A 22,937-nucleotide genomic window follows, 5' to 3' on the forward strand; every position below is an offset into this window, starting at 1 on the left:
CGGACGGGCGGCCCGCCCGTCCGGGAGCGTACGCAGACGGAGCGGGAGCAAGAGCGTGATCCAATTTCTTTGGGGCCCTGCTGAGCAGGGCCTTTTCTATTTCTCCCGGGAAATTGATCACGAGTGAATGCGCTGATCCCATTACGTATTTCCGGGTGTCTTTCAAGTCCCGATCATTTGCGACACCGTAAGTCAAGGTCAATTACATGGGGCGCACCCTGTTTTGATCAGCTTCCGCTCCCTACAATCCGTCCATCTTGAGCGCTGAGCGTCAAGGAGGACGAATGGCGGGGCACATCGATCCACAACTGTCCGAGCACCCCACTTCTCTCGCCGCCGCGGTACTGACGGACGGCAACAGACTGATCGTGATCGTCGTCGCGGTCATCGCGCTGGCGGCGCTGCTCGTCGCCCAGCGACTGGTCCGTCAGGTGCTGGCCGCCGACGAGGGCACCGATTCCATGAAGGAGATCGCGGCCGCTGTACAGGAAGGCGCGAATGCCTATCTGGCACGGCAGTTGCGCACCCTCGGCGTTTTCGCCGTCGTGGTGTTCTTCCTGCTGTTGTTGCTGCCGGCCGACGGTTGGTCGGAACGTGCGGGACGTTCACTGTTCTTCCTGGTGGGTGCGCTTTTCTCGGCGGCCACCGGATACTTCGGCATGCGCCTCGCCGTACGCAGCAATGTGCGCGTCGCGGCGGCGGCGCGAGAAGCGACCCCGGCGGAGGGAGAACCTGAAAAGGATCTGACCGCCGTCGCGCACAAGGCAATGAAGATCGCTTTTCGCACCGGTGGTGTCGTCGGCATGTTCACGGTGGGCCTCGGCCTGCTCGGCGCCTCCTGCGTGGTCCTCGTCTACGCCGAGGACGCGCCCAAGGTGCTGGAGGGCTTCGGTCTCGGCGCCGCGCTGATCGCGATGTTCATGCGTGTCGGCGGCGGCATCTTCACCAAGGCCGCGGACGTCGGCGCCGACCTCGTCGGCAAGGTCGAGCAGGGCATCCCCGAGGACGACCCGCGCAACGCGGCGACCATCGCCGACAACGTCGGGGACAACGTGGGCGACTGCGCCGGAATGGCGGCCGACCTCTTCGAGTCGTACGCCGTGACGCTCGTCGCCGCGCTCATCCTCGGCACGGCCGCGTTCGGCGACTTCGGGCTCGGCTTCCCACTGATCGTCCCCGCGATCGGCGTCATCACGGCGATGATCGGCATCTTCGCCGTCGCACCGCGGTCCTCCGACCGCAGCGGGATGACCGCGATCAACCGCGGTTTCTTCATCTCCGCGGTGATCTCGCTGATCCTGGTGGCCGTGGCGGCGTACACGTATCTGCCGTCCAGCTACGCCGAGTTGGACGGCGTGACGGCCGAGGAGATCACCTCGCACTCCGGTGACCCGAGGCTGTTCGCGCTGGTCGCCGTCGCCATCGGTATCGTGCTCGCGGCGCTCATCCAGCAGCTCACGGGCTACTTCACGGAGACCAACCGGCGCCCGGTGCGCGACATCGGCAAATCGGCGCTCACCGGGCCGGCCACCGTCGTCCTGGCCGGTGTGGCCATAGGTCTGGAGTCCGCCGTCTACACCGCGCTGCTGATCGGTCTCGGTGTGTACGGGGCATTCCTGCTCGGTGGTACGTCGATCATGCTCGCGCTCTTCGCGGTGGCGCTGGCCGGCACCGGACTGCTCACCACCGTCGGTGTGATCGTCGCCATGGACACCTTCGGTCCCGTCTCCGACAACGCCCAGGGCATCGCGGAGATGTCCGGGGACGTGGAGGGCGCGGGCGCGCAGGTGCTCACCGACCTCGACGCCGTGGGCAACACCACGAAGGCCATCACCAAGGGCATCGCCATCGCGACCGCCGTACTGGCGGCGGCGGCGCTCTTCGGCTCGTACCGCGACGCGATCGCCACGGCGGTGGCGGACGTGGGGGCGGGGGCGGGTGAGATGGGCCTGAGCCTGGACATCTCGCAGCCCAACAACCTGGTCGGGCTGATCCTGGGCGCCGCGGTCGTGTTCCTCTTCTCGGGGCTCGCGATCAACGCCGTGTCGCGGTCGGCGGGTTCGGTGGTCTACGAGGTGCGGCGGCAGTTCCGCGAGCACCCCGGGATCATGGACTACACGGAGAAGCCGGAGTACGGGCGCGTCGTCGACATCTGTACGAAGGACGCGTTGCGCGAGCTGGCGACGCCGGGTCTGCTCGCGGTGCTCACCCCGATCGCGGTCGGGTTCTCGCTCGGCGTCGGGGCGCTCGGGTCGTTCCTGGCGGGCGCGATCGGTACCGGCACGCTGATGGCCGTCTTCCTCGCCAACTCCGGCGGGGCCTGGGACAACGCGAAGAAGCTCGTCGAGGACGGTCACCACGGCGGCAAGGGCAGCGACGCCCACGCCGCGACGGTGATCGGCGACACCGTCGGTGACCCGTTCAAGGACACGGCGGGACCGGCGATCAACCCGCTGCTGAAGGTCATGAACCTGGTGGCGCTGCTGATCGCTCCTGCGGTCGTGCAGTTCAGCTACGGGGAAGACGCCAACGCCGGGGTGCGCGCGGTGGTGGCGGTGCTCGCGATCGGTGTCATCGTCGGAGCGGTGTACGTCTCCAAGCGGCGCTCGGTGGCCGTGGACGACGGGGGCGACGGCGCAGGCGGTACCGGGGACGGGGACGGGACGACCAAGTCGCCGGATACGGTGGTCGCTTCGTAGGAACGGTACGTAACCGCCTCGTAGCGCTCAGGGCGGGGCGGGCCCGACCGGCGGGCGGGCGGCGCGACTTGACGCGTCGCCCGCCTGTCTGGCGCCGAATGTCTTCCGTGGGTCGGTGGGTCGGTGGGCCGTGGGCCGTGGGCTGTGGGTCGTGCGGCGAGGGCGTGAGCGTTCTCTCCCTGGGTGCAAATGCATCCAATAGCCAATTCATCGGACACATGGCGTGCGGTAGGCGTGCCCATGGCGTGTATGTTCCGGGGCCGAGAGCCTTGGAAGGGACCCAATCCGGTGAACAAGAAGCTCGCAGCCGCGCTGTCCGGCGGTTCGATACTGCTCATGGCGCTGTCGGGGTGCAGTGACGACGGCGGCAGCAAGGTGAACGACTGGTCGAAGAAGGTCTGTGACCAGGTCCAGCCGCAGCTGGCGAAGATCGCGAACGCCAACGCCTCGATCCAGCAGGCGACCTCGGACAGCAGCACGCCCGCCGACGTCAAGAAGACCGACGCCGCCGCCTTCCAGTCCATCTCGGACGCCTACAAGGCGCTGGGCGCGGCCGTGAACGGTGCGGGCGCCCCGCCCGTCGACGACGGCGAGACGACCCAGAAGGAGGCCGTGAGCGAGCTCAACGCCACCTCCACGGCCTACGCGGGACTCAAGACCAAGGTCGACGATCTGGACACCAAGGACCAGGCGAGGTTCGCGGACGGCCTCAAGGGCGTGGCCGACGAACTCGACAAGCTCAGCAAGACCGGTGACCAGGCGCTGCGGAAGCTCCAGTCCGGTGAGGTCGGAGCGGCGATGGCCAAGCAGCCCGGCTGCCAGCGGCCGAAGACGTCGGTGCCCGCCGGGACCGGATCGGACGGGGCGTCGACGGAATCGAGCGCCGGCCAGGCCTCCTGAGGAGGCGGCCTTCTGCCGATTCGTCAGAAGAACGCCCGGCGGTCGGAAGAACGCTCCGTGGGCTCCGCAGACTCCTCAGGCTTCTCGGGAGCCGCCACGAACGCTCCTCGGCTTGAGCAGGAAGGCGCCTGAGCGCGCTCCTTAGTACATAAGCCTCACACCACAGGTGCCCCGTTATCGGGGGCCGGGCCGCGGGCGTTTGTCAGTGGCAGCCGCCACAATGGAGGGGTGAGTACGACCAGCCTTCCCGCGCCCGACAACTCGCCCCGACTGCGCGAGGCCCTGCTCGCCGCCGGCTTCACCGTCGACGGCCTGCTCGACCTGCTCGGCGCGCCCGCGTACGCCGCGCTGGCCCGCAGCGAGACCGTCCCGGCCCTGCGGGCCACCCGTGGCGACAGCCCGCTCGTCACGCTCGTCAGACTCTTCCTGCTCCGGCGGGCGGTCCCGGCCGAGCGGGCCCGCGCGGCGCTGCCGTTCGCGGAGTGCCTGGCCGACGGCTGGGTCGTGGAGAGCGACGGCGCGGGCGGTGGCGCGGAGGCCGGAACGGCGGACGCGGCGGCGGCCGGCGTGACGGCGGCCACGGAAGGCGGTACGGGGCACGACCAAGACGGCGCGTTCGTCCGGGCAACCGTGGACGTACGGCCGTACGGCGGCCCGGAAGGAGAGGACTGGTTCATCGTCTCCGACCTGGGCTGCTCGGTCGGCGGTGCCGCCGGGGCGTCCGGCCACGGCGGGGGTGTCGTGCTCGGCGTCGGCGGGGCATCCACCACGCTCGCCGGGCTCACCGTCCGTACGCCCGTCGCCAGGGCCCTCGACGTCGGCACCGGCTCCGGCATCCAGGCCCTGCACGCGGCGCGGCATGCCACCACGGTCACCGCCACGGACCTCAACCCGCGCGCGCTGGACTTCGCCCGGCTGACCCTCGCCCTGTCCGGGGCGCCCGCCGCCGACCTGCGCGAAGGGTCGCTGTTCGAACCGGTCGAGGGCGAGAGGTACGACCTGATCGTGTCGAACCCGCCCTTCGTGATCTCGCCCGGCGCCCGGCTCACCTACCGCGACGGCGGCATGGGCGGCGACGACCTGTGCCGGACGCTCGTCCAGGAGACGGGCGACCGCCTCGCCGACGGGGGGTACGCGCACTTCCTCGCCAACTGGCAGCACGTGGAGGGCGAGGAGTGGCAGGACCGGCTGCGGTCCTGGGTGCCGCGCGGCTGCGACGCGTGGATCGTGCAGCGGGAGGTGCAGGACGTGACGCAGTACGCGGAGCTGTGGCTGCGCGACAGCGGCGACCACCGGACGGACCCGGAGGCGTACGAGGCGCGGTACGAGGCGTGGCTGGACGAGTTCGACGCGCGGAAGACCAAGGCGGTCGGCTTCGGCTGGATCACCCTGAGGAAGTCGGGGCACGAGTTTCCGTCGGTGGTGGTGGAGGAGTGGCCGCATCCGGTCGAGCAGCCGCTCGGGGAGACCGTACGGGCGCACTTCGAGCGTCAGGACTACTTGCGCGCCCATGACGACGCCGCGCTGCTCACCGCGCACTTCGCGGTCGCCCCCGAGGTCGTCCAGGAGCAGGTGGGGCTGCCTGGCGCGGAGGACCCCGAGCATGTGGTGCTGCGTCAGAACCGCGGGATGCGGCGGGCGACGAAGGTGGACACGATCGCGGCGGGCTTCACCGGGGTCTGCGACGGGTCGCTGAGCGCGGGGCGGATCCTGGACGCGATCGCCCAGCTGGTCGGGGAGGACCCGGTTCTGCTGCGTGACCGGACACCACAGGCGATCCGACTCCTGGTGGAGGAGGGCTTCCTACTGCCGGTACCGACGCCGACGGCGGAGGTCTGAGGGGGAGCGGGGGGCGGACCCGGGGTGCCGGTACGGGAGGGGCTCGTGGGCTGAGGGGAGCCGGTCCCGAGATCTGACGGGAGCCCAGGCCTGACGGGGAGGCAGTGGGGCGGCGGCCCGACGTGACCGACCGGGCGGGGCCCGGCCCGGCCAGCGGCACGCCGGTCGTACGGCGCGGTGACACGGCACGCCTGGCCGCACGGCACGTCGGCGCCGATGCGCAAGTCGCACCGCGCCGGTTCCGGTCGCCCGGGCCGTGCCCGCCCACGCCATGCCCCTGGCGTAAGCCGAGTGCGCCCGGCGACGGAGACCGTACGGCTACGGTCGGCGGGTGCCGGAGCCCGAATCGGGCACCGCGCGCGGGGCGCTACCGCCGTACGGCCACCCGCGTACGCGCACCTGAGATGGCGCCATCCCCGCGCAGCGCCGACCCCGTACCGGCACCTGTGTACCGGCATCCGCGGGGGCACCACCCGCGTCCCCGCCCCCTCGGGTACCGCCACCCACCTATCCCGTACTGGCACCGGCGGGCACCGCCGCCGTACCGGCTCTCGCCTACCGGCACCCCCGTTCCGCCGCTGCCGTACCGGCACCCGCGGGGCCCCCGCCGTACCGGCGTCCGCGTCCCCGCACCCGTGGGGGCACCACGCCACCCGCGTCCCCGCACCCGCGCAGCGCCACCGCCGTACCGGCGACCCGCAGGGGCGCCACCCGCGTACCCGCACCGCGCAGCGCCGACCCCGTGTCGGCTTCCGCCTACCGGCACCCGCGCAGCGCCGACCCCGTACCGCCAGTGCACGGGGGCGCCACCGCTTACGGCCACCCCCGTACCGGCACCCGTGGGGGCACCACCCGCGTCCCCGCGCCCGCGCAGCGCCACCGCCGTACCCGCACCCACCTACCGGCACCCGCCGGGCGACCCCCGTGCCGGAACCCGCGCGCCGCCAGCGCGGCACCGGCGCCTGCGTTCCGGCACCCGTGGGGGCGCCACCCCCGTCCCCGCCACCCGCCACCCGCCACTCGCTCACGGGCACCCGCAGGGCCGTCCCCCGTACCGGAACCCGCGCAGCGCCACCCGCCTACCGGGACCAGCGCAAGCGTCGCCCCCGTATCGCCACCGCGTACCGGCACCCATGGGGCCTCACCGCCGTACCGGCACCCGCGTCCCCCCCCGTACCGCCACCCGCAGGAGCGCCACCCCCGTACCGCCACCCCCCCACCCCCCCCGTACCCGCACCCGGCGGATACCGCGGGAGTGAACCCACGCGCCGTTCACGCGGAATTCGCGCCAATGACGTACCGAGGTGCCAGCCTCGGGCCCCGGGGCCAGCTCGGTTCCGGGAATCGAACGGGGTACGGGCATGGAGAGCGGGCCGGCGATCTTCGCGGGGGCGGCGTTCGCGCTGTTCGGAGGCGCGCTGTTGCTGTGGACGGGAGCGCGCGTGCTGCACCGCGCCCCCGTGGCGCACGGTGTCAGTCCTGCGACTTCCATCACGCTGGCGACCCTCGCGGGCGTGTCGTTCGTGGCCCTCGGCTTCTGGTGCTTCGGCCGGATCTGATCCCTGACCCCGGGGCCCGGCCGGGCCTCTCCCAGGACCGGCGCGCCCGACCGGTCGTACGGTGGCCGGAAACGCCGGGATCCCGCCCGGGGTATGCCCGTCGCCGACCCCCGGGACCTGCGGCGAAGCGCCTCCCGAGGTCCGCGGCCGGCCCGCTCCGTACGGCGCTCACGGGCCGTCCCGCGCGGCGGGCACATGGGTCCGGGCGGCAGAAACGTACGGACTCGGGTTACCGTTCGAGTGGCCGTTGCGGTCTTTCGCCGTTTGACACGGGGGCGGGTTGTACCGTCACACTCCGCAGCGAAGCAGCGTCATAGCGGGGCATGTCCTGCCCCGCGCTGCCGCGCTGCCGTACCGCGTCAGGCTGTACGGGCCATCGAGTGCCGACCGGAGAGAAGAGCGAAGTTGTCCCCGACCAGCGAGACCGGACACGCCGGCCGCCGACTCGTCATCGTCGAGTCGCCGGCCAAGGCGAAGACGATCAAGGGCTACCTCGGCCCGGGATATGTCGTCGAGGCGAGCGTCGGGCACATCCGCGACCTCCCGAACGGCGCCGCCGAGGTGCCCGAGAAGTACACCGGCGAGGTGCGCCGCCTCGGTGTGGACGTCGAACATGACTTCCAGCCGATCTATGTCGTCAACGCCGACAAGAAGTCCCAGGTCAGAAAGCTCAAGGAGCTGCTGGCGGACTCGGACGAACTCTTCCTCGCCACCGATGAGGACCGCGAGGGCGAGGCCATCGCGTGGCATCTCCAGGAAGTGCTCAAGCCCAAGGTCCCGGTCCACCGGATGGTCTTCCACGAGATCACCAAGGAAGCGATCAGGGCCGCTGTCGCCAACCCCCGCCAGCTGAACAAGCTGATGGTGGACGCGCAGGAGACGCGCCGGATCCTCGACCGCCTGTACGGCTACGAGGTCTCGCCCGTCCTGTGGAAGAAGGTCATGCGCGGCCTGTCCGCCGGCCGTGTCCAGTCCGTCGCCACCCGGCTCGTCGTCGAGCGCGAACGCGAGCGCATCGCCTTCCGCTCCGCCGAGTACTGGGACCTGACGGGCACCTTCGGCACGGGCCGTACGGGCGACGCCTCCGACCCCTCCGTACTGAACGCGCGGCTGTCGGCCGTCGACGGCCGCAGGATCGCCCAGGGCCGCGACTTCGGCCCGGACGGGCAGCTCAAGTCCGACCAGGTGCTGCATCTGGACGAGGCCAACGCGCAGGCGCTGGCCACCGCCCTCCAGGACTCCTCGTTCGCCGTCCGCTCGGTCGAGTCGAAGCCGTACCGCCGCTCCCCGTACGCCCCCTTCCGTACGACGACGCTCCAGCAGGAGGCCTCGCGCAAGCTCGGCTTCGGGGCGAAGTCGACGATGCAGGTCGCGCAGAAGCTGTACGAGAACGGCTTCATCACCTATATGCGTACGGACTCCACGACCCTGTCCGCCACGGCCGTCTCGGCGGCGCGGGCGCAGGTCACGCAGCTGTACGGGGCGAGCTATCTGCCCGACAAGCCGCGTACGTACGCGGGCAAGGTCAAGAACGCGCAGGAGGCGCACGAGGCGATCCGTCCCTCGGGTGACCGCTTCCGTACGCCCGCCGAGACCGGGCTGACCGGCGACCAGTTCCGGCTCTACGAGCTGATCTGGAAGCGGACTGTCGCCTCCCAGATGAAGGACGCGGTCGGTCACAGCGTCACCGTCAAGATCGCGGGAACGTCGAGCGACGGCCGGGACGCCGAGTTCTCCGCGTCCGGCAAGACGATCACCTTCCACGGCTTCATGAAGGCCTATGTAGAAGGCGCCGACGACCCGAACGCCGAGCTCGACGACCGTGAGCGCCGGCTGCCGCAGGTCGCGGAGGGCGACGCGCTCTCGGTCGAAGAGATCACCGTCGACGGCCACGCCACCAAGCCGCCGGCCCGCTACACCGAGGCCTCGCTGGTCAAGGAGTTGGAAGAGCGCGAGATCGGCCGCCCGTCGACGTACGCGTCGATCATCGGCACGATCCTCGACCGCGGCTACGTCTTCAAGAAGGGCACGGCGCTCGTCCCGTCCTTCCTCTCCTTCGCCGTGGTGAATCTGCTGGAGACGCACTTCGGCCGGCTCGTCGACTACGACTTCACCGCGCGGATGGAGGACGACCTCGACCGCATCGCGCGGGGCGAGGCGCAGTCCGTGCCGTGGCTCAAGCGGTTCTACTTCGGTACCGGTGACGACTCCGACGGCGCCGCCGCCGTCGCGACCGCCGCCGCCGCGGGCAACGGCGACGGGGACCACCTGGGCGGGCTCAAGGAGCTCGTCACGGACCTCGGTGCGATCGACGCCCGCGAGATCTCGTCCTTCCCGATCGGCGACGGCATCATGCTCCGCGTCGGCCGCTACGGCCCCTACGTCGAGCGCGGCGAGAAGGACGCGGAGGGCCACCAGCGGGCCGACGTGCCCGAGGACCTGGCGCCCGACGAGCTGACCGTCGGGTACGCGGAGGAGCTGCTGGCGAAGCCGAGCGGCGACTTCGAGCTCGGTGTGGACCCGGGGAGCGGGCACCAGATCGTGGCCAGGGACGGGCGTTACGGCCCGTACGTGACCGAGGTCCTGCCCGACGGCACGCCCAAGACCGGGAAGAACGCGGTCAAGCCGCGGACCGCCTCGCTGTTCAAGTCGATGTCCCTGGACACGGTGACGCTGGCGGACGCGATGAAGCTGATGTCGCTGCCGCGTGTGGTCGGTACGGACGCCGAGGGCGTGGAGATCACCGCGCAGAACGGCCGCTACGGCCCGTATCTCAAGAAGGGCACCGACTCGCGGTCGCTGACCGGCGAGGAGCAGCTCTTCGACATCACGCTCGACGAGGCGCTGGCGATCTACGCCCAGCCCAAGCAGCGCGGTCGGGCGGCGGCGAAGCCTCCTTTGAAGGAGCTCGGGACGGACCCGGTGAGCGGGAGTCCGGTGGTCGTGAAGGACGGCCGTTTCGGGGCGTACGTCACCGACGGCGAGACCAACGCGACGCTGCGGACGGACGACAGCGTCGAGGAGATCACGCCGGAGCGCGGTTACGAGCTGCTCGCCGAGAAGCGCGCCAAGGGACCCGCCAAGAAGAAGACGGCGAAGAAGGCCCCGGCGAAGAAGGCGACCGCCAAGAAGGCTCCTGCCAAGAAGGCGACGGCGACGAAGAAGACCGCGGCCAAGAAGACGACGACGGCCGCCAAGAAGACCGCCACGAAGTCGACGGCCGCGAAGAAGTCGACGGCGTCGTCCCGTACGGGAACAGGAACAGGAACAGGAACGGGAACGGGCTCGGGCACCAACTCGGGTGCGGGCGACGGCGAATAGGGCACGAATAGGGTACGGAGAACGGCGCGGGGCGTCGCGGCGAGCCGAGCGCGGAGAACAGCGCGAGCGCAGGTGAGCAGGGCGCCGGGAACGGCGTGACCGCCGCACGGAGCCTCCACCGGGACCGCCCGGAGACCCGTGCGGCGGTTCTTTGTTCGGGCGGGGCTCGGAGGACAGGCGGGCTCCGGATAGGCTGGGCGGATGACGCGAGCCGAGCAGCCAACGGTCGTGAGCCCCACCTCCGACTCCGACGCACTTGCCGCAGACTCACGAGAGCGTGCCGTACGAGCTTTGTTGCGCTTCCCTCCGCTCCGGCGGCTGTGGGGCGCACAGCTCGTGGGCGGCATCGGCGATGCACTCGCCCTTCTCGTGCTTCTGCTGCTGTCGTTGCAGGCGGCGGTCGCCGAGGGCTCGTTCGGGGCGGGATACCGGGGAGTGGCGTTCGCCGTCGCCGCGGTGTTCGGTGCCCGGATCCTTGCCACAGTGCTCTTCGGAGCCGTACTCCTCGGGCCGCTGGCCGCCCTCACCGCGCCCGGGTCCGGGACGCGGGCGACCACGTCACGGGGTGCGAAGGCGGCCGCCGAGGGTGACCCGGCAGGCGCCCCGACCACCCCCGCGCCCGAGGTCGCCACCGGTACCAAGGGCGGCCCGCTGGACCGGCGCTGGACGATGATCGTGGCGGACGGCGTACGCCTCGCGCTCCTCATCGTCGCGCCGCTCTGGCTCGACTGGAGCCCCGAGAACGCGCTGCCCATCCTCCTCAGCACGGTCTTCGTCGCCGGTGTGGCCGAGCGCTTCTGGACGGTGGCCAAGGAGAGCGCGGCGCCCGCCCTGCTCCCGGCGCCGCCGCCGGAGGGCTCCGCCGTACGGCCGATGCCCGACCACCTCGACGCGCTGCGCCGGCTCTCGCTGCGTACCAGCTTCGTCGCGATCCCCGTGGCCGCGGCCGTCCTGCTCGTCGTCACGCTGATCGGGAATCTGCTCGGCACGGGCGTCGAGTGGTTCTCGCAGCACCAGGCGGCCCTCGGGTCGTACGTCGCGGCCGGACTGTTCGCCGCGTCCGTGTCCACCCTCTTCATGCTGGAGCTGCCCGGCGGCCCCACCCCGCGCCCGCGCTCGCCCCTCGAAGGGCTGCGCCGACCGACGACCGGGACCGGTCCCGACAAGGGCCGTACGGGCGCGGTGTCGCTGCTCGTCCTCGCCTCCGGAGCCGTCGCCGCGGCGATCGCGTCCGCGGTCGCCGTCTCCGTACTGCACGCCAAGGACCTGGGCGGCGGGCCCGTCGCCTTCGCTCTCCTGGTCCTCGCCCTGACGGGCGGCGTGGTGGTCGGTATCCGCGCCGCCGCGAAGGTGCTGCCGGGGCTGTCACGCCGCCGGCTGCTCGCGCTGGCGATCGCCTTCACCGGCGTCGCGCTGCTGGCCATGGGTCTCGTACCGGACACCGCGACGGTGCTGTTCGTCGCGGTGCTCGCCGGTGTGTCCGCCGGTGTCGCGGCGAACACCGGGCACGGGCTGATCGACCAGGAGACCGAGGAGTACCGGCGCGACCGGCAGACCGACCACCTCCAGGCCGTCGTCCGGATCTTCGTGGCGCTGGGCGCGATCGCGGCGCCCCTTCTGGCCGCGGCGATCGGACCGCACCGGCTGGCCTCGGGCGACTTCGTCTTCGCCCACGGCGGCGCGGCCTTCACACTGATGCTGGCCGGCGCGCTGCTGCTGCCCGTGGCCGCCGTCGTCCTGGCGAAGACCGACGACAGGTCGGGCGTACCGCTGCGACGCGATCTGCGCGACGCGCTGCGCGGCGGGGCCGACCCGGCCCAGGCCCAGGCGGCGAACGGCTTCTTCCTCGCGGTGGAGGGCGGCGACGGCGCGGGTAAGTCGACCCAGGTCGAGGCGCTGGCGGAGTGGATCCGCGCCAAGGGCCACGAGGTCGTCGTCACCCGCGAGCCGGGCGCCACGGCGGTCGGCAAGCGGCTCCGGTCGATCCTGCTGGACGTGTCGAGCGCCGGTCTGTCCCACCGCGCGGAGGCGCTGCTGTACGCCGCCGACCGCGCGGAGCACGTCGACTCGGTCGTACGCCCCGCCCTGGAGCGCGGCGCGATCGTCATCTCGGACCGCTACATCGACTCCTCCGTGGCCTACCAGGGCGCGGGGCGCGATCTGGCGCCGACCGAGATCGCGCGGATCTCGCGCTGGGCCACGGACGGTCTCGTACCGAATCTGACGGTGCTGCTCGACGTCTCGCCCGAGGCGGCGCGTGAGCGGTTCACGGAGGCGCCCGACCGGCTGGAGTCCGAGCCGGCCGAATTCCACCAGCGGGTACGGGACGGTTTCCTCACGCTCGCCGCTTCGGACCCAGGCCGGTATCTGGTCGTGGACGGGGCGCAGGAGCCCGAGGCCGTCACCACCGTCGTGAGGCACCGGCTCGACCAGATGCTGCCGCTGTCCGCCGCCGAGGTGAAGGCGCAGGAGGACGCGCGGAAGGCCGCCGTCGAGGAGGCGCGGCGCCGGGCCGAGGAAGAGGCGGCGCGCAAGGCCGAGGAGGAGCGCCAGGAGCGCGAGCGGCAGGCGCAGCTCGCCAAGCTCCGGGCCGAGGAGGAGGAGCGCAAGCGCCGCGAGCTGGAGGAGGCGCGGCAGCGCGAGGCCGACCGGCAGGCGATGGAGGCCAGGGAGCGGGCCGCGGAGGCGCGCAGGCTGGCCGAGGAGGAGCGCGTACGGCGCGAGGCGGAGGACGCCACGCGGCGGGCGGAGGAGGAGCGGCTGCGGCGGCTCGCCGAGGAGGAGAGCCGGCTCAGGGCCGAGGCTGAGGAGCGTCGGCGCGAGAAGCAGCGCAAGGCGGAGGAGGCGCTGCTGCGGGCCGAGGAGGCGCGTCGGCTGGCGGAGGCGACCGCTGCCGTGCAGGCGGCGGAGGGCGAACATCCGCAGTCGGACAGCGAGTTGACGGTGCCGACGCCGGTGGTGCCGGAGCCGTCCGAGGACGCGGCTCGGGAGAAGCGGGTGGTCACCCCGGACGACGCGACGCAGGAGGTGCCGGCGCCGTCGGGCGGGGAGGGCGAGTCGGGGGGCACTGGTGACTCCGGTGGTTCGCGTGGTTCGCGTGACTCGGGCGGTCAGGGTGGCGCTCGTGGCTCAGGTGGCTCGCGTGGCTCAGGCGCCTCGGGTGCCTCGGGTGCCTCGGGTGCGGACAACGACGAGACGCGGGTGATTCCGAAGGTTCCGGAGCCGGGGGAGGAGTCGGGGCGGTCCGGCTCCGGCGGGTCCTCGGGGTCCGGTTCCGGCAGTGGCTCCGGTGCGTCGGGTTCGGGTTCGGGGCCGTCGGGAGGGGTGAGCATGGCGCTCGACGAGACCGCCGTACTGCCGCCCGTACGGGACGCGCATCCGGCCGACCGGGTGCCGCCGGGCTACTTCCGGGACGACGCGCCGGGATCCGCTCCCGCCCCGTCGGTGCCGCCGGCGACACCGGCTGCGTCCGGGCAGCCCGGGCAGTCGGCGCAGTCCGCGCCGGCTCCGGTGACTCCGGTGGCTCCGGTGGCGGGCAACGACCAGACGCGCGAACTGCCGCAGGTCGATCCGGAGCGGCCGTCCCGGCGGCGTTCGGACTGGGCCGAGGAGACTCCGCTGGACGATCTTCCGTCGCTCGCCGACGAGCTGCTCGGCCCGCGTGACGACGACGAGGGCACCGGCGGCGGGCGCGGCGGTTTCGGCCGGGGCCGTCACTGAGGCTCCGGTTGTGCCGAGGCAGAGGGCGGGGGCCGGAACGTCGGCCTCCGCCCTCTGTGGGACGGGATTGTCAGACCCCGGCCCCACAATGGATCTCGACAGTCGGCGTCCGGTCCCGATCCCGGTCCGGATGCCCAGGCGCGCGACTTCGGAGGCGGTGACGGCGCATGACCGTATGGGACGACCTGGTCGGGCAGGACCGCGTCGCCGAGACGCTCACGGCCGCCGCCCGTGACGCGGACGCCCGTGTCACCGCCGAGGCCGCGGGCACCCCGCCCCCCGAGGCGACCAGGATGACGCACGCGTGGCTGTTCACGGGCCCGCCGGGCTCCGGCCGCTCCACCGCGGCCCGTGCCTTCGCCGCCGCCCTCCAGTGCACCAGCCCGGACCGCGCGCTGGGCGGTGTGCCCGGCTGCGGGTTCTGCGACGGGTGTCATACGAGCCTGATCGGTACGCACGCCGACGTCGAGGTGATCCGCACCGACCTGCTCTCCATCGGCGTCAAGGAGACCAGGGAACAGGTCCGCCGGGCCCAGCTCTCCCCGGCCGTCGGCCGATGGCAGGTCATCGTCCTCGAAGACGCGGACCGGCTCACCGAGGGCGCGGGCAATGTGCTGCTGAAGGCCATCGAGGAGCCCGCGCCCCGTACGGTCTGGCTGCTCTGCGCCCCGTCCTTGGAAGACGTCCTGCCCACGATCCGCTCCCGCTGCCGGCACCTCACGCTCCGTACGCCACCGGTGGACGCCGTCGCGGACGTCCTGATGCGGCGCGACGGCATCGAGCCGGAGGCCGCCGCCGCCGCGGCGCGCGCCACCCAGGGGCACATCGGCCGTGCCCGCCGTCTCGCCACCGACGAACGGGCCCGCGCCCGCCGGGCCACCGTCCTCAAGGTCCCCCTGCGCGTCGACGACATCGGCGGCTGCCTCCGGGCCGCCCAGGAACTCATCGACGCGGCGGGGGAGGACTCCAAGGAGGTCGCCGAGGGCGTGGACGTCAAGGAGACCGAGGAGATGAAGGCCGCGCTCGGGGCGGCGCCCGGCGGCCGGATGCCGCGCGGTACGGCGGGCGTCATGAAGGAGCTGGCGGACCGGCAGAAGCGCCGTTCGACCCGTACGCAGCGGGACAGCCTCGACCTGGCCCTCACCGATCTGACGGGCTTCTACCGGGACGTTCTGGCGATCCAGTTCGGCTCGCGCATCGGGCTGGCCAACGAGGACGTACGGGACGCGCTCGACCGGATCGCGAGAGCGTCGACGCCCGAGGCGACGCTGCGCCGGATAGAGGCGATCGTGGCCTGCCGCCAGGCGCTCGACCGCAATGTGGCGCCGCTGCTGGCGGTGGAGGCGATGACGGTGTCGCTGCGGGCCGGCTGAGCGGGCGGTTCCAGCGGGCGCCCGCCGAGCGGCCGGTCCGAGCGGGCGCCCGCCGAGCCGTCCCGGTCGGCCTTCCGGGTGGGGCGTGTAGGGCCGTCCCGTTCGCGGGGGCCATCTGCACGAGGAGGGAAAAGCGGCACCCGCCCGGCGACGGCTACGCTCCTCGAATGGACTTCAGGCGCCTCCTCCGTCTCTCCGCCGCCGGGCTCGCCGCGGCCGGTCTGCTCCTGTCCGGCTGCTCCTCCGAGGACTCGTCGTCGGGCGAGGCGTCGCCGGAGTCGGGGGCTCCCGCCGCGCTGAAGAAGTACTACGGGCAGAAGGTCGACTGGCGCGGCTGCGGAGTTCCCGATTTCCAGTGCGCCTCGCTGAGGGTGCCGCTCGACTACGACCGGCCGAACGGCACCGAGATCAAACTCGCCATCGCACGCAAGAAGGCGACCGGCCCCGGCAAGCGCCTGGGCTCCCTCCAGGTCAACCCGGGCGGGCCCGGCGGCTCGGCGATCGACTACCTCCAGGGGTATGCGGGCATCGGCTACCCCGCCCCGGTCCGGGCCCGCTACGACATGGTCGCCATGGACCCGCGCGGCGTCGCCCGCAGCGCGCCCGTCGAATGCCTCACGGGCAAGCAGATGGACACCTACACCCAGGTCGACCAGACACCCGACGACCTGGCCGAGCGCGGCCTGCTGTCGGGGTCCTTCAAGAAGCTCGCGGCGACGTGCGAGAAGCGCTCGGCCGAGCTGCTGCCGCACGTCTCCACCAAGGACGCCGCCCGTGACATGGACATCTTCCGGGCGGTTCTGCGCGACGAGAGGCTGACGTACGTGGGGGCGTCGTACGGCACGTTCCTCGGCGCCACGTACGCCGAGCTCTTCCCCCGGCGCGTGGGCCGCCTCGTCCTCGACGGCGCGATGGACCCCTCGCTGCCGGCCGAGAAACTCAACCGCGACCAGACGGAGGGCTTCGAGACCGCGTTCGAGGCGTTCGCGGCGGACTGCGCGAAGCAGCCGGACTGCCCCCTGGGCACCGGGTCGCCCGAGTCGGCGGGCCGCCGTCTGACGGCCTTCTTCAAGTCCCTCGACACGAGGCCGATCCCGACGGGCGAGCCCCGCAAACTCGGCGAGGCCCTGGCCACAACGGGTGTGATCAACGCCATGTACGACGAGTCCGCCTGGCCCGGCCTCCGCGAATCCCTCAGCAGCGCGATGGACGACGACGACGGCTCCGGCCTCCTCGCCCTGGCGGACAGCTACTACGAACGCGAGGGCGACGGCTCCTACACGAACCTGATCTTCGCCAACGCGGCCGTGAACTGCGTGGACCTCCCGCCGGCCTTCACGAAGCCCGAGGAGGTCGACGCGGCGGTGCCCGCGTTCAAGAAGGCCTCCCCGGTCTTCGGCACGAGCCTCGCCTGGGCCTCGCTGAACTGCGCGTACTGGCCGGCCAAGGCAACCGGCACCCCCCACCGCATCGAGGCGAAGGGCGCCCCGCCGATCCTGGTGGTCGGCACCACCCGCGACCCGGCGACCCCGTACAAGTGGGCCAAGTCCCTCGCCGAGCAACTCTCCTCAGGCGTCCTGCTGACGTACGACGGCGACGGCCACACGGCGTACGGCCGGGGGAGCGACTGCGTGGACACGGCGATCAACACCTACCTCCTCGAAGGCACCCCTCCGAAGAACGGCAAGAAGTGCTGACCACACCCCCCTCCCTCCCCCCGGACCTGGTTCGGGGCACCCCCGACAACCCTGTAGACTTGCGGCTGCTGCTGATGCGAACCTGACCGTGCGCGGACAGCCGATCCGCAGCTTGCCGCCTTAGCTCAGTTGGCCAGAGCAACGCACTCGTAATGCGTAGGTCTCGGGTTCGAATCCCGAAGGCGGCTCTGTGAAGGCCCCAGAACTCACTCGCCGTGATCTGGGGCTTTTGCTTTTACCGGGGTCGGTTGGGGTGTGGCGGGGCGCGTGAGCGGAGCTGCGGATGACCTGCTTCTGGGACTTCTTCTGCTTGCTCGTTCTTCGGGCTTTGGCCGGAGCATCATCCTTCTTGGCGGCCTTGGGGGCTTTCGCTTCCTCGCCCTTGCGCTGGCGGGGGACAACTTGGCGGTGGCCTTGGCGGAGCTCTTGCCGACGTGGGACAAGGCGCTCTAGTAGATGCCGCGTGTGATGGGGGTTTGTGCCCGAGGGCGTCGGACACGATCTTCATATCGATTCCGACTACAAGCATGCGTGTGCTTTCGCAATAGCGTAGGTCGTGCGGGCGGATCGGCGGGATGCCGGAAGTGGGGCCAGTTGTTGGCTGATGCCAACCTGGCACGCACTCGTCAAGGTCGACGAACTGCCCAAGGAGGAGCGCAAGGTCCTCGAGGACAACGGTGATTGCGACGATGTGCCGTACTACCGCCCGGACCCCTGGCTGGGGGACCTTACTACTACCAACAAGCAGCTCAACTTTCTTCAGCACATCGGGACTTTGCTCACCGAGCGAGGGCGAGCCGCTGTTGTTCTTCCGGACAACGCCCGGATGATGCGTGCCTTCCCCCATCATGCCCTCAGCCTCGAGCCGCCTCGCCGAAGTTTCTTGTGACGGGCGAGTTTGATCGCGAAAACGAGGAGGGGCACCGCGAGTCTGGGGACGAGCATCAGGCTTGAGAACACATCGAGGAGCATCCCGCCGAGGACCACACCGGCGACGGAGCTTGTTGCTATGACCAGGGCGAAGCCGCAGCTTGAGCCGAGCACAGCGAAGCTGCCGTCACGGCTGTACCGCGCGAAGGTCACCAGCAGTGACAGGCTTCCGGCGGTCATGATGTCCACTCCGAAGAGCAGCAGGATCAGGCATACGACAGCTTAGACAGCCGACCGATCTTGTGGGCGGGTTACTACAGGGGTGGTGGTCAGCTTGGCAGGTCCCCCACTACCCGGCCAGCCTGGCAGTGTCCGCTACGGGGCACCGGCAGGTGCCAGCCGTAAAACATGACGTTTACGTGATCCCGAAAGGCGCCTGCCGCCGCCTCGCTGAAGCGCTTGTTCGACCGCTTGCTGTGGTGAGCGAGCAAGTGTTCCTTAGCCTGCGTTGCGGCGTTGCCTACACTCGTTCCTGTTCCGCCCGTTCCGCCTGTTCGTCAAGCAATGTCCGTGCCAGTTCTGAGAGGGTTGCACCACCGTCCAGAGTCCACCGTGCTGGGCCCTGGACCGCCACAGGCGCTTCCTCCCAGCCGGCGAGCTCGTAGAGGTTCAGGACCAGGCGCGTTGGCGAGTAAGCGCGTCCGTCGACCGCCCACACGAGGCATCGCGTTCGGTCGTTCACCCAGGTCGCCTCGCTGCGGCGAGGGTCTAGGGCAAGCCAGGACTTGAGCGCGTCAATCTCGGGTTTGTTCAAAAGGCGTAGACGGACTGGCGTTCCATCCGTAATTCTTCCGTTGTCGACGAGGGTCGGCACAGCGTTGGGGCGGCGCGGCTTGCGCTTACTCTCCTTGGTGGCTTTATAGATGGCCGGGAGATCGGGGATGACCCCTTCCCGTTCGGCGTCGTGCAGCACTAGCTCCGCGAGCCGTTTGCAACGCCTGGCGTCAGTAAGTGTTCCGCTAAGGAAGGACGTTGGCCCGTACTCCGTGTCGATGTGATGGATAAGCCAGGACAGGACGCGATTTGTGAGTGCTGGGACTTCTTGCAGGGATGTGTCCCAGTCGCACTCTGGATCGTCGATGCGGTCTTGATCAAGAAGTTGAAAGACCAGATGTGTAACGAGTAGGTCACCTCGCTGACTTACGTCGGCGGCGCGGTTCTGGAATCGCTTGCGTTCTTCGTTCAGGGCGGCGCCCACGGCGCGGTGTACAAGTACCGAACGCCAGATCTGGAAGGCCCCTGGGCGCTCTCCGAAGAGACGATGGTAGGCACCTCCGCTGCCACGCTCCCAGAGAAGGTCTGTGTCCCGCTTAGCGCGGACTACCAGTTCGGTTCCCCGATACGCACAAGCTAGGGCAATGGCTGCATGCACAACAGAGCAACCCTCGTCTGGCGCGGGGTCGGGCTCACCGCGCTTAAAGACGTAGGACTTTTGGAGGGACAACATAAAGTCCTCGCGGATCATCGCCTGAACTTCGTCCAAGGCGATGAAGTCGCGCTGCTCGACGTGGTTCTGAGTATTGGTTGTCTCGGTGATGCGCTGGGCGAGATCAAGCATGCCCTTGTCGACGACGATCACTTTGACCGTGACCTCGGCGTCCTCGACTGCCTCGGAGGACGTCTTCGCGGCGCGGTGAGCCGCTGCGACGGTTTGCGCACCGTTTACAACGCTGACTCCTGAGAGATGTAGGTGTACGGGCTCGTCAGGACGACGGCGCCCCGGCCATTCCTCTTCTAGATGTTCGCAAAGCACCGTCACGCCATTGTTGAAGAGCCAAAAATTCTCTGGCTCTTCAACGAGAGTGCTGAGCATGCCTGAGTTGACTCGAGTTGTACCAAGAGACTGACGCAGGTTCTGTTCGTACAGCCGGTTTTCATGCTTGTGGTACCACTCGGCGATATTGCTAGCCGGAACGGTTCCTTGGTACGCGGTGAGGGGTGTGTTCCGCCGTATCCAGTTTGTCATTCTCACGATTACCCGCACAGGTTCGGGAGTGAGGTCTTCACGGATCTGCCGCAGGATGTCAGCAGCATGAACTACCCGATACTCGAGGACTGGACCCAGGCCATTGAATTCTTTTCGAGCATCATTGAGAATGTTTGCGGTTTCCTTGCTGAGCGTCCCCACGCCCATAACAGCGACTACCAGAGTCACCTTGAGCCGGGCATCGTGCATCGCGGCGTTGACACGAGCGGCGATCGGCTCCAGACGGTCGTTGAAGCGGTCAAAACTTCGCTGCTCGATGAGGCGAAGGCCGGCGATGAGCTTGTGCGCCGCATTGGTGTCGAGCTTGCCCTTCCCGTCGTCACTCCATTTGGCTTGGACGAGCCAGATTTCTTGCGTGCCCTCGGTGACTGCCACACCGTCGATGCCTTGGTCATCTTCTCCATCGATGACGGAGGCGCCAGCGGTCTTGTGGTCACAGCCTGTAACTTCGCGGACAGCAGCTGCTGTCAACGCGCGTGAAAGGAAGCGCTGATCGTAGCCCTTTTGGTCGTACCCCTTGAGGTCCTCGTCGTAAATGAGTCCCTCGTATTGCTGCAGAAGGGCACTGCGGATCTGGTGGATACGGATGGGCGCCGTTGCAGCCCTGCGTTGTGTCTCTTCCAACTCTGCCCCCAGTGCTGTGGGCTGCGTCGCCCTGACACAGTCTAGGGACAAAACGCGAGGGCGGGGTGTTGATCGTCACCAAAATGACTCTCGGGCTGGACACGCTAAGGCACAGTCATCCTGCTCGGACGACGCCAAAACGTGAGCCGACGGGGTGGGACAGGCTGGATTGGGCAGTTTGAGGTGCCAGGCCGGATCTTCCTGGCCTGGGGATGCAGGATTCCGTGGAATTGTTCGGCGTCAGCCGGGACGATCTTGCAGGCCCTCGCTAAAGCGTAGGTCAGGGGTTCGAATCCCGAAGGCGGCTCCGTGAAATCCCAGGTCAGGCGTTTGTTGGCCTGGGATTGTTACTTCCCTCCGGGGTGGTCCTCTTCGCGTGCGCGCGGCTCTCGAACGCTCGTGGCCGCCCCCGTCGGGCCACGTCTCCCCGATGTGTCGTGCGCGGGTCTGGCGACAGACGGTGACGGTGTCGCTACCGCGAATGTTGTCCGGTGATGCGAAATGACCCCAAGGACCCTGTACGGAAGCCGAGTTGGCGGCGCCCGCGACCCCGGGGTGGTCGCCGGGCTGGAGGGGGCGGTTGCGGTAGTTGCTGTGGGAGGATCCCTCCGCGGTCGCCGCGCTCCAGGTGCTGATCGCGGTACACAACGCCATCGGCGGTGGGGAGTTCCAGCAGATGGTCATCCAGGCGGGAACCATCCACGGGGGTGTGCATCAGGGATGACGCCCTCACCCCTCCTCAGTCCCGCAGGCACCAGTCGGTGAGGACCTCGATGCTGGGGTCCACCCGGCCGTCGCCGGTGGTCACCGCCGCCGTGCAGAAGAAGTGGACCTCGGCGAATTCCAGGTCCATCGTCTTCACCAGATTGCGCAGGCCCAGACGTTCGCACAGCCACTCGCGGGTCGCGGCGCTGTCGTCCGGGTGGGTGGGGAGCAGGGCGGGCTGGTCGGTCAGGAGGTCTCTCTTGCTGACCGCGACCGCGAGGCGGGCTCTGGCCAGGGGCGTGCCCATCGTGCGTATCGTCTGGATCGTGCGGGAGAAGACGTCCTCCGGGTCGACCGTCGAGGCCAGGGTGCGGTCCACCTGCGGGCCCGCCGGGTCGAGGCGGGTCCAGAACGCGTCGACGGCCATCGGGTCGAGGACGAAGAGGAAGGTGCGGGCCGCGCGGACGTAGCGCAGCGCGTCGGTCTCCTCGCGGTTGAGGAAGCGCTCGCCCGCCGTGTCGAAGACATGGACCAGCCGTTCCGCGCGGCCGGTGCCCCGGACGAAGGAGTGGGCCCGGGGCAGCGACTTCTGCGTGGGGCGGGTGTGGCCCTGGATCTCCAGCACCTCGTTGAGGACCCGCTGGTTGGTGGTCGACTCGGGGTCCGCGAGGCGGATCGGGGGGCCGCCGTTCGCCGCGCTGTCCTCCAGCGACTTCACCATCGCCGCCATCAGCTGGGTCTTGCCCGCGGCCCGGCCGCCGATCAGCGGCAGGATCAGTTCGGGCATGTGCCCGGCGTCCGGGTTCATCGGGCGCCCGCAGTGTTCGTGGACGCAGTGGCCGCTCAGCCGGGCGTTCCTGCTCATCAGCATCAGCAGGGTCGGTACGCGTTGGTCGCAGGCGCAGCGGCGGCGGAGGAGGCCGAAGGTGCCCGGGCGGATGTCGGCGTGCCGGCGGCGGCAGGTGTCGCGCGGGCAGTCGTACGCCGGGTAGGGGACGCGTTCGAAGCAGCTCGGGCACAGCATGCCCCGGGGCAGCCCGCGCAGGATCATCATCGCGCGGTCGACGGCCCGCAGGGTGAGCGCGGTCAGCCGGGCGCCGGCCATCAGCAGGACGACGCCCAGCGCCTGTACGCCGAGGAGCAGGCCCAGCACGGGGACCGCCGCGGCGGCGCCGACGCCGAGACCCAGATGGAGCGTCACGCCGTACGGGACCGAGACGGCCCGGTGCCTGGAGGGCGCCCTGAACTGGTTCGCGGTGACCCGGCGGAAGGTGTCGGTGACCGTACGGACGTACAACCGCCGCCCCTGGGTGAGGAGTTGGCGCAGATCGCGAGTGGCGGGGCCGAAGAAGTAGTTGCGGTGGGCCAGTTCGTCGGCGGGGCGGTACGGCGGGACGCTCACGTACTCGGGGGTGCGCAGGCGCAGCACACCGTTGAGCAACTGGCAGTAGCGCCAGACCAGTTCACTGACCAGTGCCGCCCCGCGCAGGCCCGCGACCACCGGGACGAAGGGCAGACAGAGGAGCAGCAGCGCCAGATAGGCGGCGGGGACGAGGATGAAGGTCACGATGTCGTCCATCTGC

Annotated in this window: 12 protein-coding genes and 1 tRNA gene; 10 read left to right on the plus strand and 3 right to left on the minus strand. The window is 70.2% G+C overall.

All coding sequences use genetic code 11. The features are described 5' to 3' along the window. The first annotated feature begins 284 nt into the window (after positions 1-284). The 9 genes from ACFWU9_RS15210 (at position 285) to ACFWU9_RS15250 (ending at position 17,296) form a co-directional block, all read left to right on the plus strand. Positions 285-2,699, plus strand: coding sequence for a sodium-translocating pyrophosphatase (locus ACFWU9_RS15210; RefSeq protein ID WP_384318319.1), 2,415 nt, complete (start codon positions 285-287; stop codon positions 2,697-2,699). A 288-nt stretch (positions 2,700-2,987) separates the two neighbouring features. Continuing rightward, positions 2,988-3,599 carry a small secreted protein gene (locus ACFWU9_RS15215; RefSeq protein WP_384318321.1) on the plus strand — a complete coding sequence of 204 codons (612 nt, stop codon included), beginning with the start codon at positions 2,988-2,990 and terminating at the stop codon, positions 3,597-3,599. A gap of 228 nt (positions 3,600-3,827) precedes the next feature. After that, positions 3,828-5,438 (plus strand): methyltransferase, encoded by a 1,611-nt coding sequence (locus tag ACFWU9_RS15220; RefSeq protein WP_384318323.1) that lies wholly within the window; start codon positions 3,828-3,830, stop codon positions 5,436-5,438. A 1,361-nt stretch (positions 5,439-6,799) separates the two neighbouring features. After that, entirely contained in the window at positions 6,800-6,997 is a 198-nt protein-coding gene (locus tag ACFWU9_RS15225) for a hypothetical protein (protein WP_384318325.1), read from the plus strand. Between the two features lie 405 nt (positions 6,998-7,402). Beyond that, positions 7,403-10,318 carry a type I DNA topoisomerase gene (gene topA, locus ACFWU9_RS15230; protein ID WP_384318327.1) on the plus strand — a complete coding sequence of 972 codons (2,916 nt, stop codon included), beginning with the start codon at positions 7,403-7,405 and terminating at the stop codon, positions 10,316-10,318. Between the two features lie 201 nt (positions 10,319-10,519). Beyond that, positions 10,520-14,038: a dTMP kinase gene (gene tmk / locus ACFWU9_RS15235; RefSeq protein ID WP_384318329.1), complete on the plus strand. Its 3,519-nt coding sequence runs from the start codon at positions 10,520-10,522 to the stop codon at positions 14,036-14,038. 167 nt (positions 14,039-14,205) lie between these two features. Continuing rightward, a complete protein-coding gene (locus ACFWU9_RS15240; protein ID WP_384318331.1) occupies positions 14,206-15,411 on the plus strand; it encodes a DNA polymerase III subunit delta' in 1,206 nt (401 codons plus the stop codon). 167 nt (positions 15,412-15,578) lie between these two features. Beyond that, on the plus strand, positions 15,579-17,108 hold the full coding sequence (locus tag ACFWU9_RS15245) for an alpha/beta hydrolase (RefSeq protein WP_384318332.1): 1,530 nt from the start codon (positions 15,579-15,581) through the stop codon (positions 17,106-17,108). Positions 17,109-17,222: 114 nt separating this feature from the next. Continuing rightward, positions 17,223-17,296 (plus strand) — tRNA-Thr (locus ACFWU9_RS15250). A gap of 658 nt (positions 17,297-17,954) precedes the next feature. Here ACFWU9_RS15250 and ACFWU9_RS15255 read toward each other — a convergent pair. Then, the gene (locus tag ACFWU9_RS15255) at positions 17,955-18,218 is read right to left on the minus strand and encodes a hypothetical protein (protein WP_384318334.1); all 264 of its coding nucleotides are present in this window, start codon (positions 18,216-18,218) and stop codon (positions 17,955-17,957) included. 280 nt (positions 18,219-18,498) lie between these two features. Beyond that, a complete protein-coding gene (locus ACFWU9_RS15260) occupies positions 18,499-20,649 on the minus strand; it encodes an AIPR family protein (protein WP_384318336.1) in 2,151 nt (716 codons plus the stop codon). Positions 20,650-21,238: 589 nt separating this feature from the next. On the opposite strand from ACFWU9_RS15260, the gene ACFWU9_RS15265 reads away from it, so the two are divergent. After that, the gene (locus ACFWU9_RS15265) at positions 21,239-21,373 is read left to right on the plus strand and encodes a hypothetical protein (protein WP_384318338.1); all 135 of its coding nucleotides are present in this window, start codon (positions 21,239-21,241) and stop codon (positions 21,371-21,373) included. A gap of 15 nt (positions 21,374-21,388) precedes the next feature. Here ACFWU9_RS15265 and ACFWU9_RS15270 read toward each other — a convergent pair whose 3' ends face one another. Next, a complete protein-coding gene (locus ACFWU9_RS15270) occupies positions 21,389-22,933 on the minus strand; it encodes a hypothetical protein (RefSeq protein ID WP_384318340.1) in 1,545 nt (514 codons plus the stop codon). Between the last annotated feature and the right edge of the window lie 4 nt (positions 22,934-22,937).

The sequence above is a fragment of the Streptomyces sp. NPDC058653 genome (assembly GCF_042716895.1).
GTDB lineage: Bacteria > Actinomycetota > Actinomycetes > Streptomycetales > Streptomycetaceae > Streptomyces.

Coding starts and splice junctions, on each gene's coding strand:
- ACFWU9_RS15210 (WP_384318319.1), top strand. CDS start 285: ATGGCGGGGCACATCGATCCACAACTGTCCGAGCACCCCACTTCTCTC.
- ACFWU9_RS15225 (WP_384318325.1), top strand. CDS start 6,800: ATGGAGAGCGGGCCGGCGATCTTCGCGGGGGCGGCGTTCGCGCTGTTC.
- tmk (WP_384318329.1), top strand. CDS start 10,520: ATGACGCGAGCCGAGCAGCCAACGGTCGTGAGCCCCACCTCCGACTCC.
- ACFWU9_RS15240 (WP_384318331.1), top strand. CDS start 14,206: ATGACCGTATGGGACGACCTGGTCGGGCAGGACCGCGTCGCCGAGACG.
- ACFWU9_RS15245 (WP_384318332.1), top strand. CDS start 15,579: ATGGACTTCAGGCGCCTCCTCCGTCTCTCCGCCGCCGGGCTCGCCGCG.
- ACFWU9_RS15255 (WP_384318334.1), bottom strand. CDS start 18,218: ATGACCGCCGGAAGCCTGTCACTGCTGGTGACCTTCGCGCGGTACAGC.
- ACFWU9_RS15270 (WP_384318340.1), bottom strand. CDS start 22,933: ATGGACGACATCGTGACCTTCATCCTCGTCCCCGCCGCCTATCTGGCG.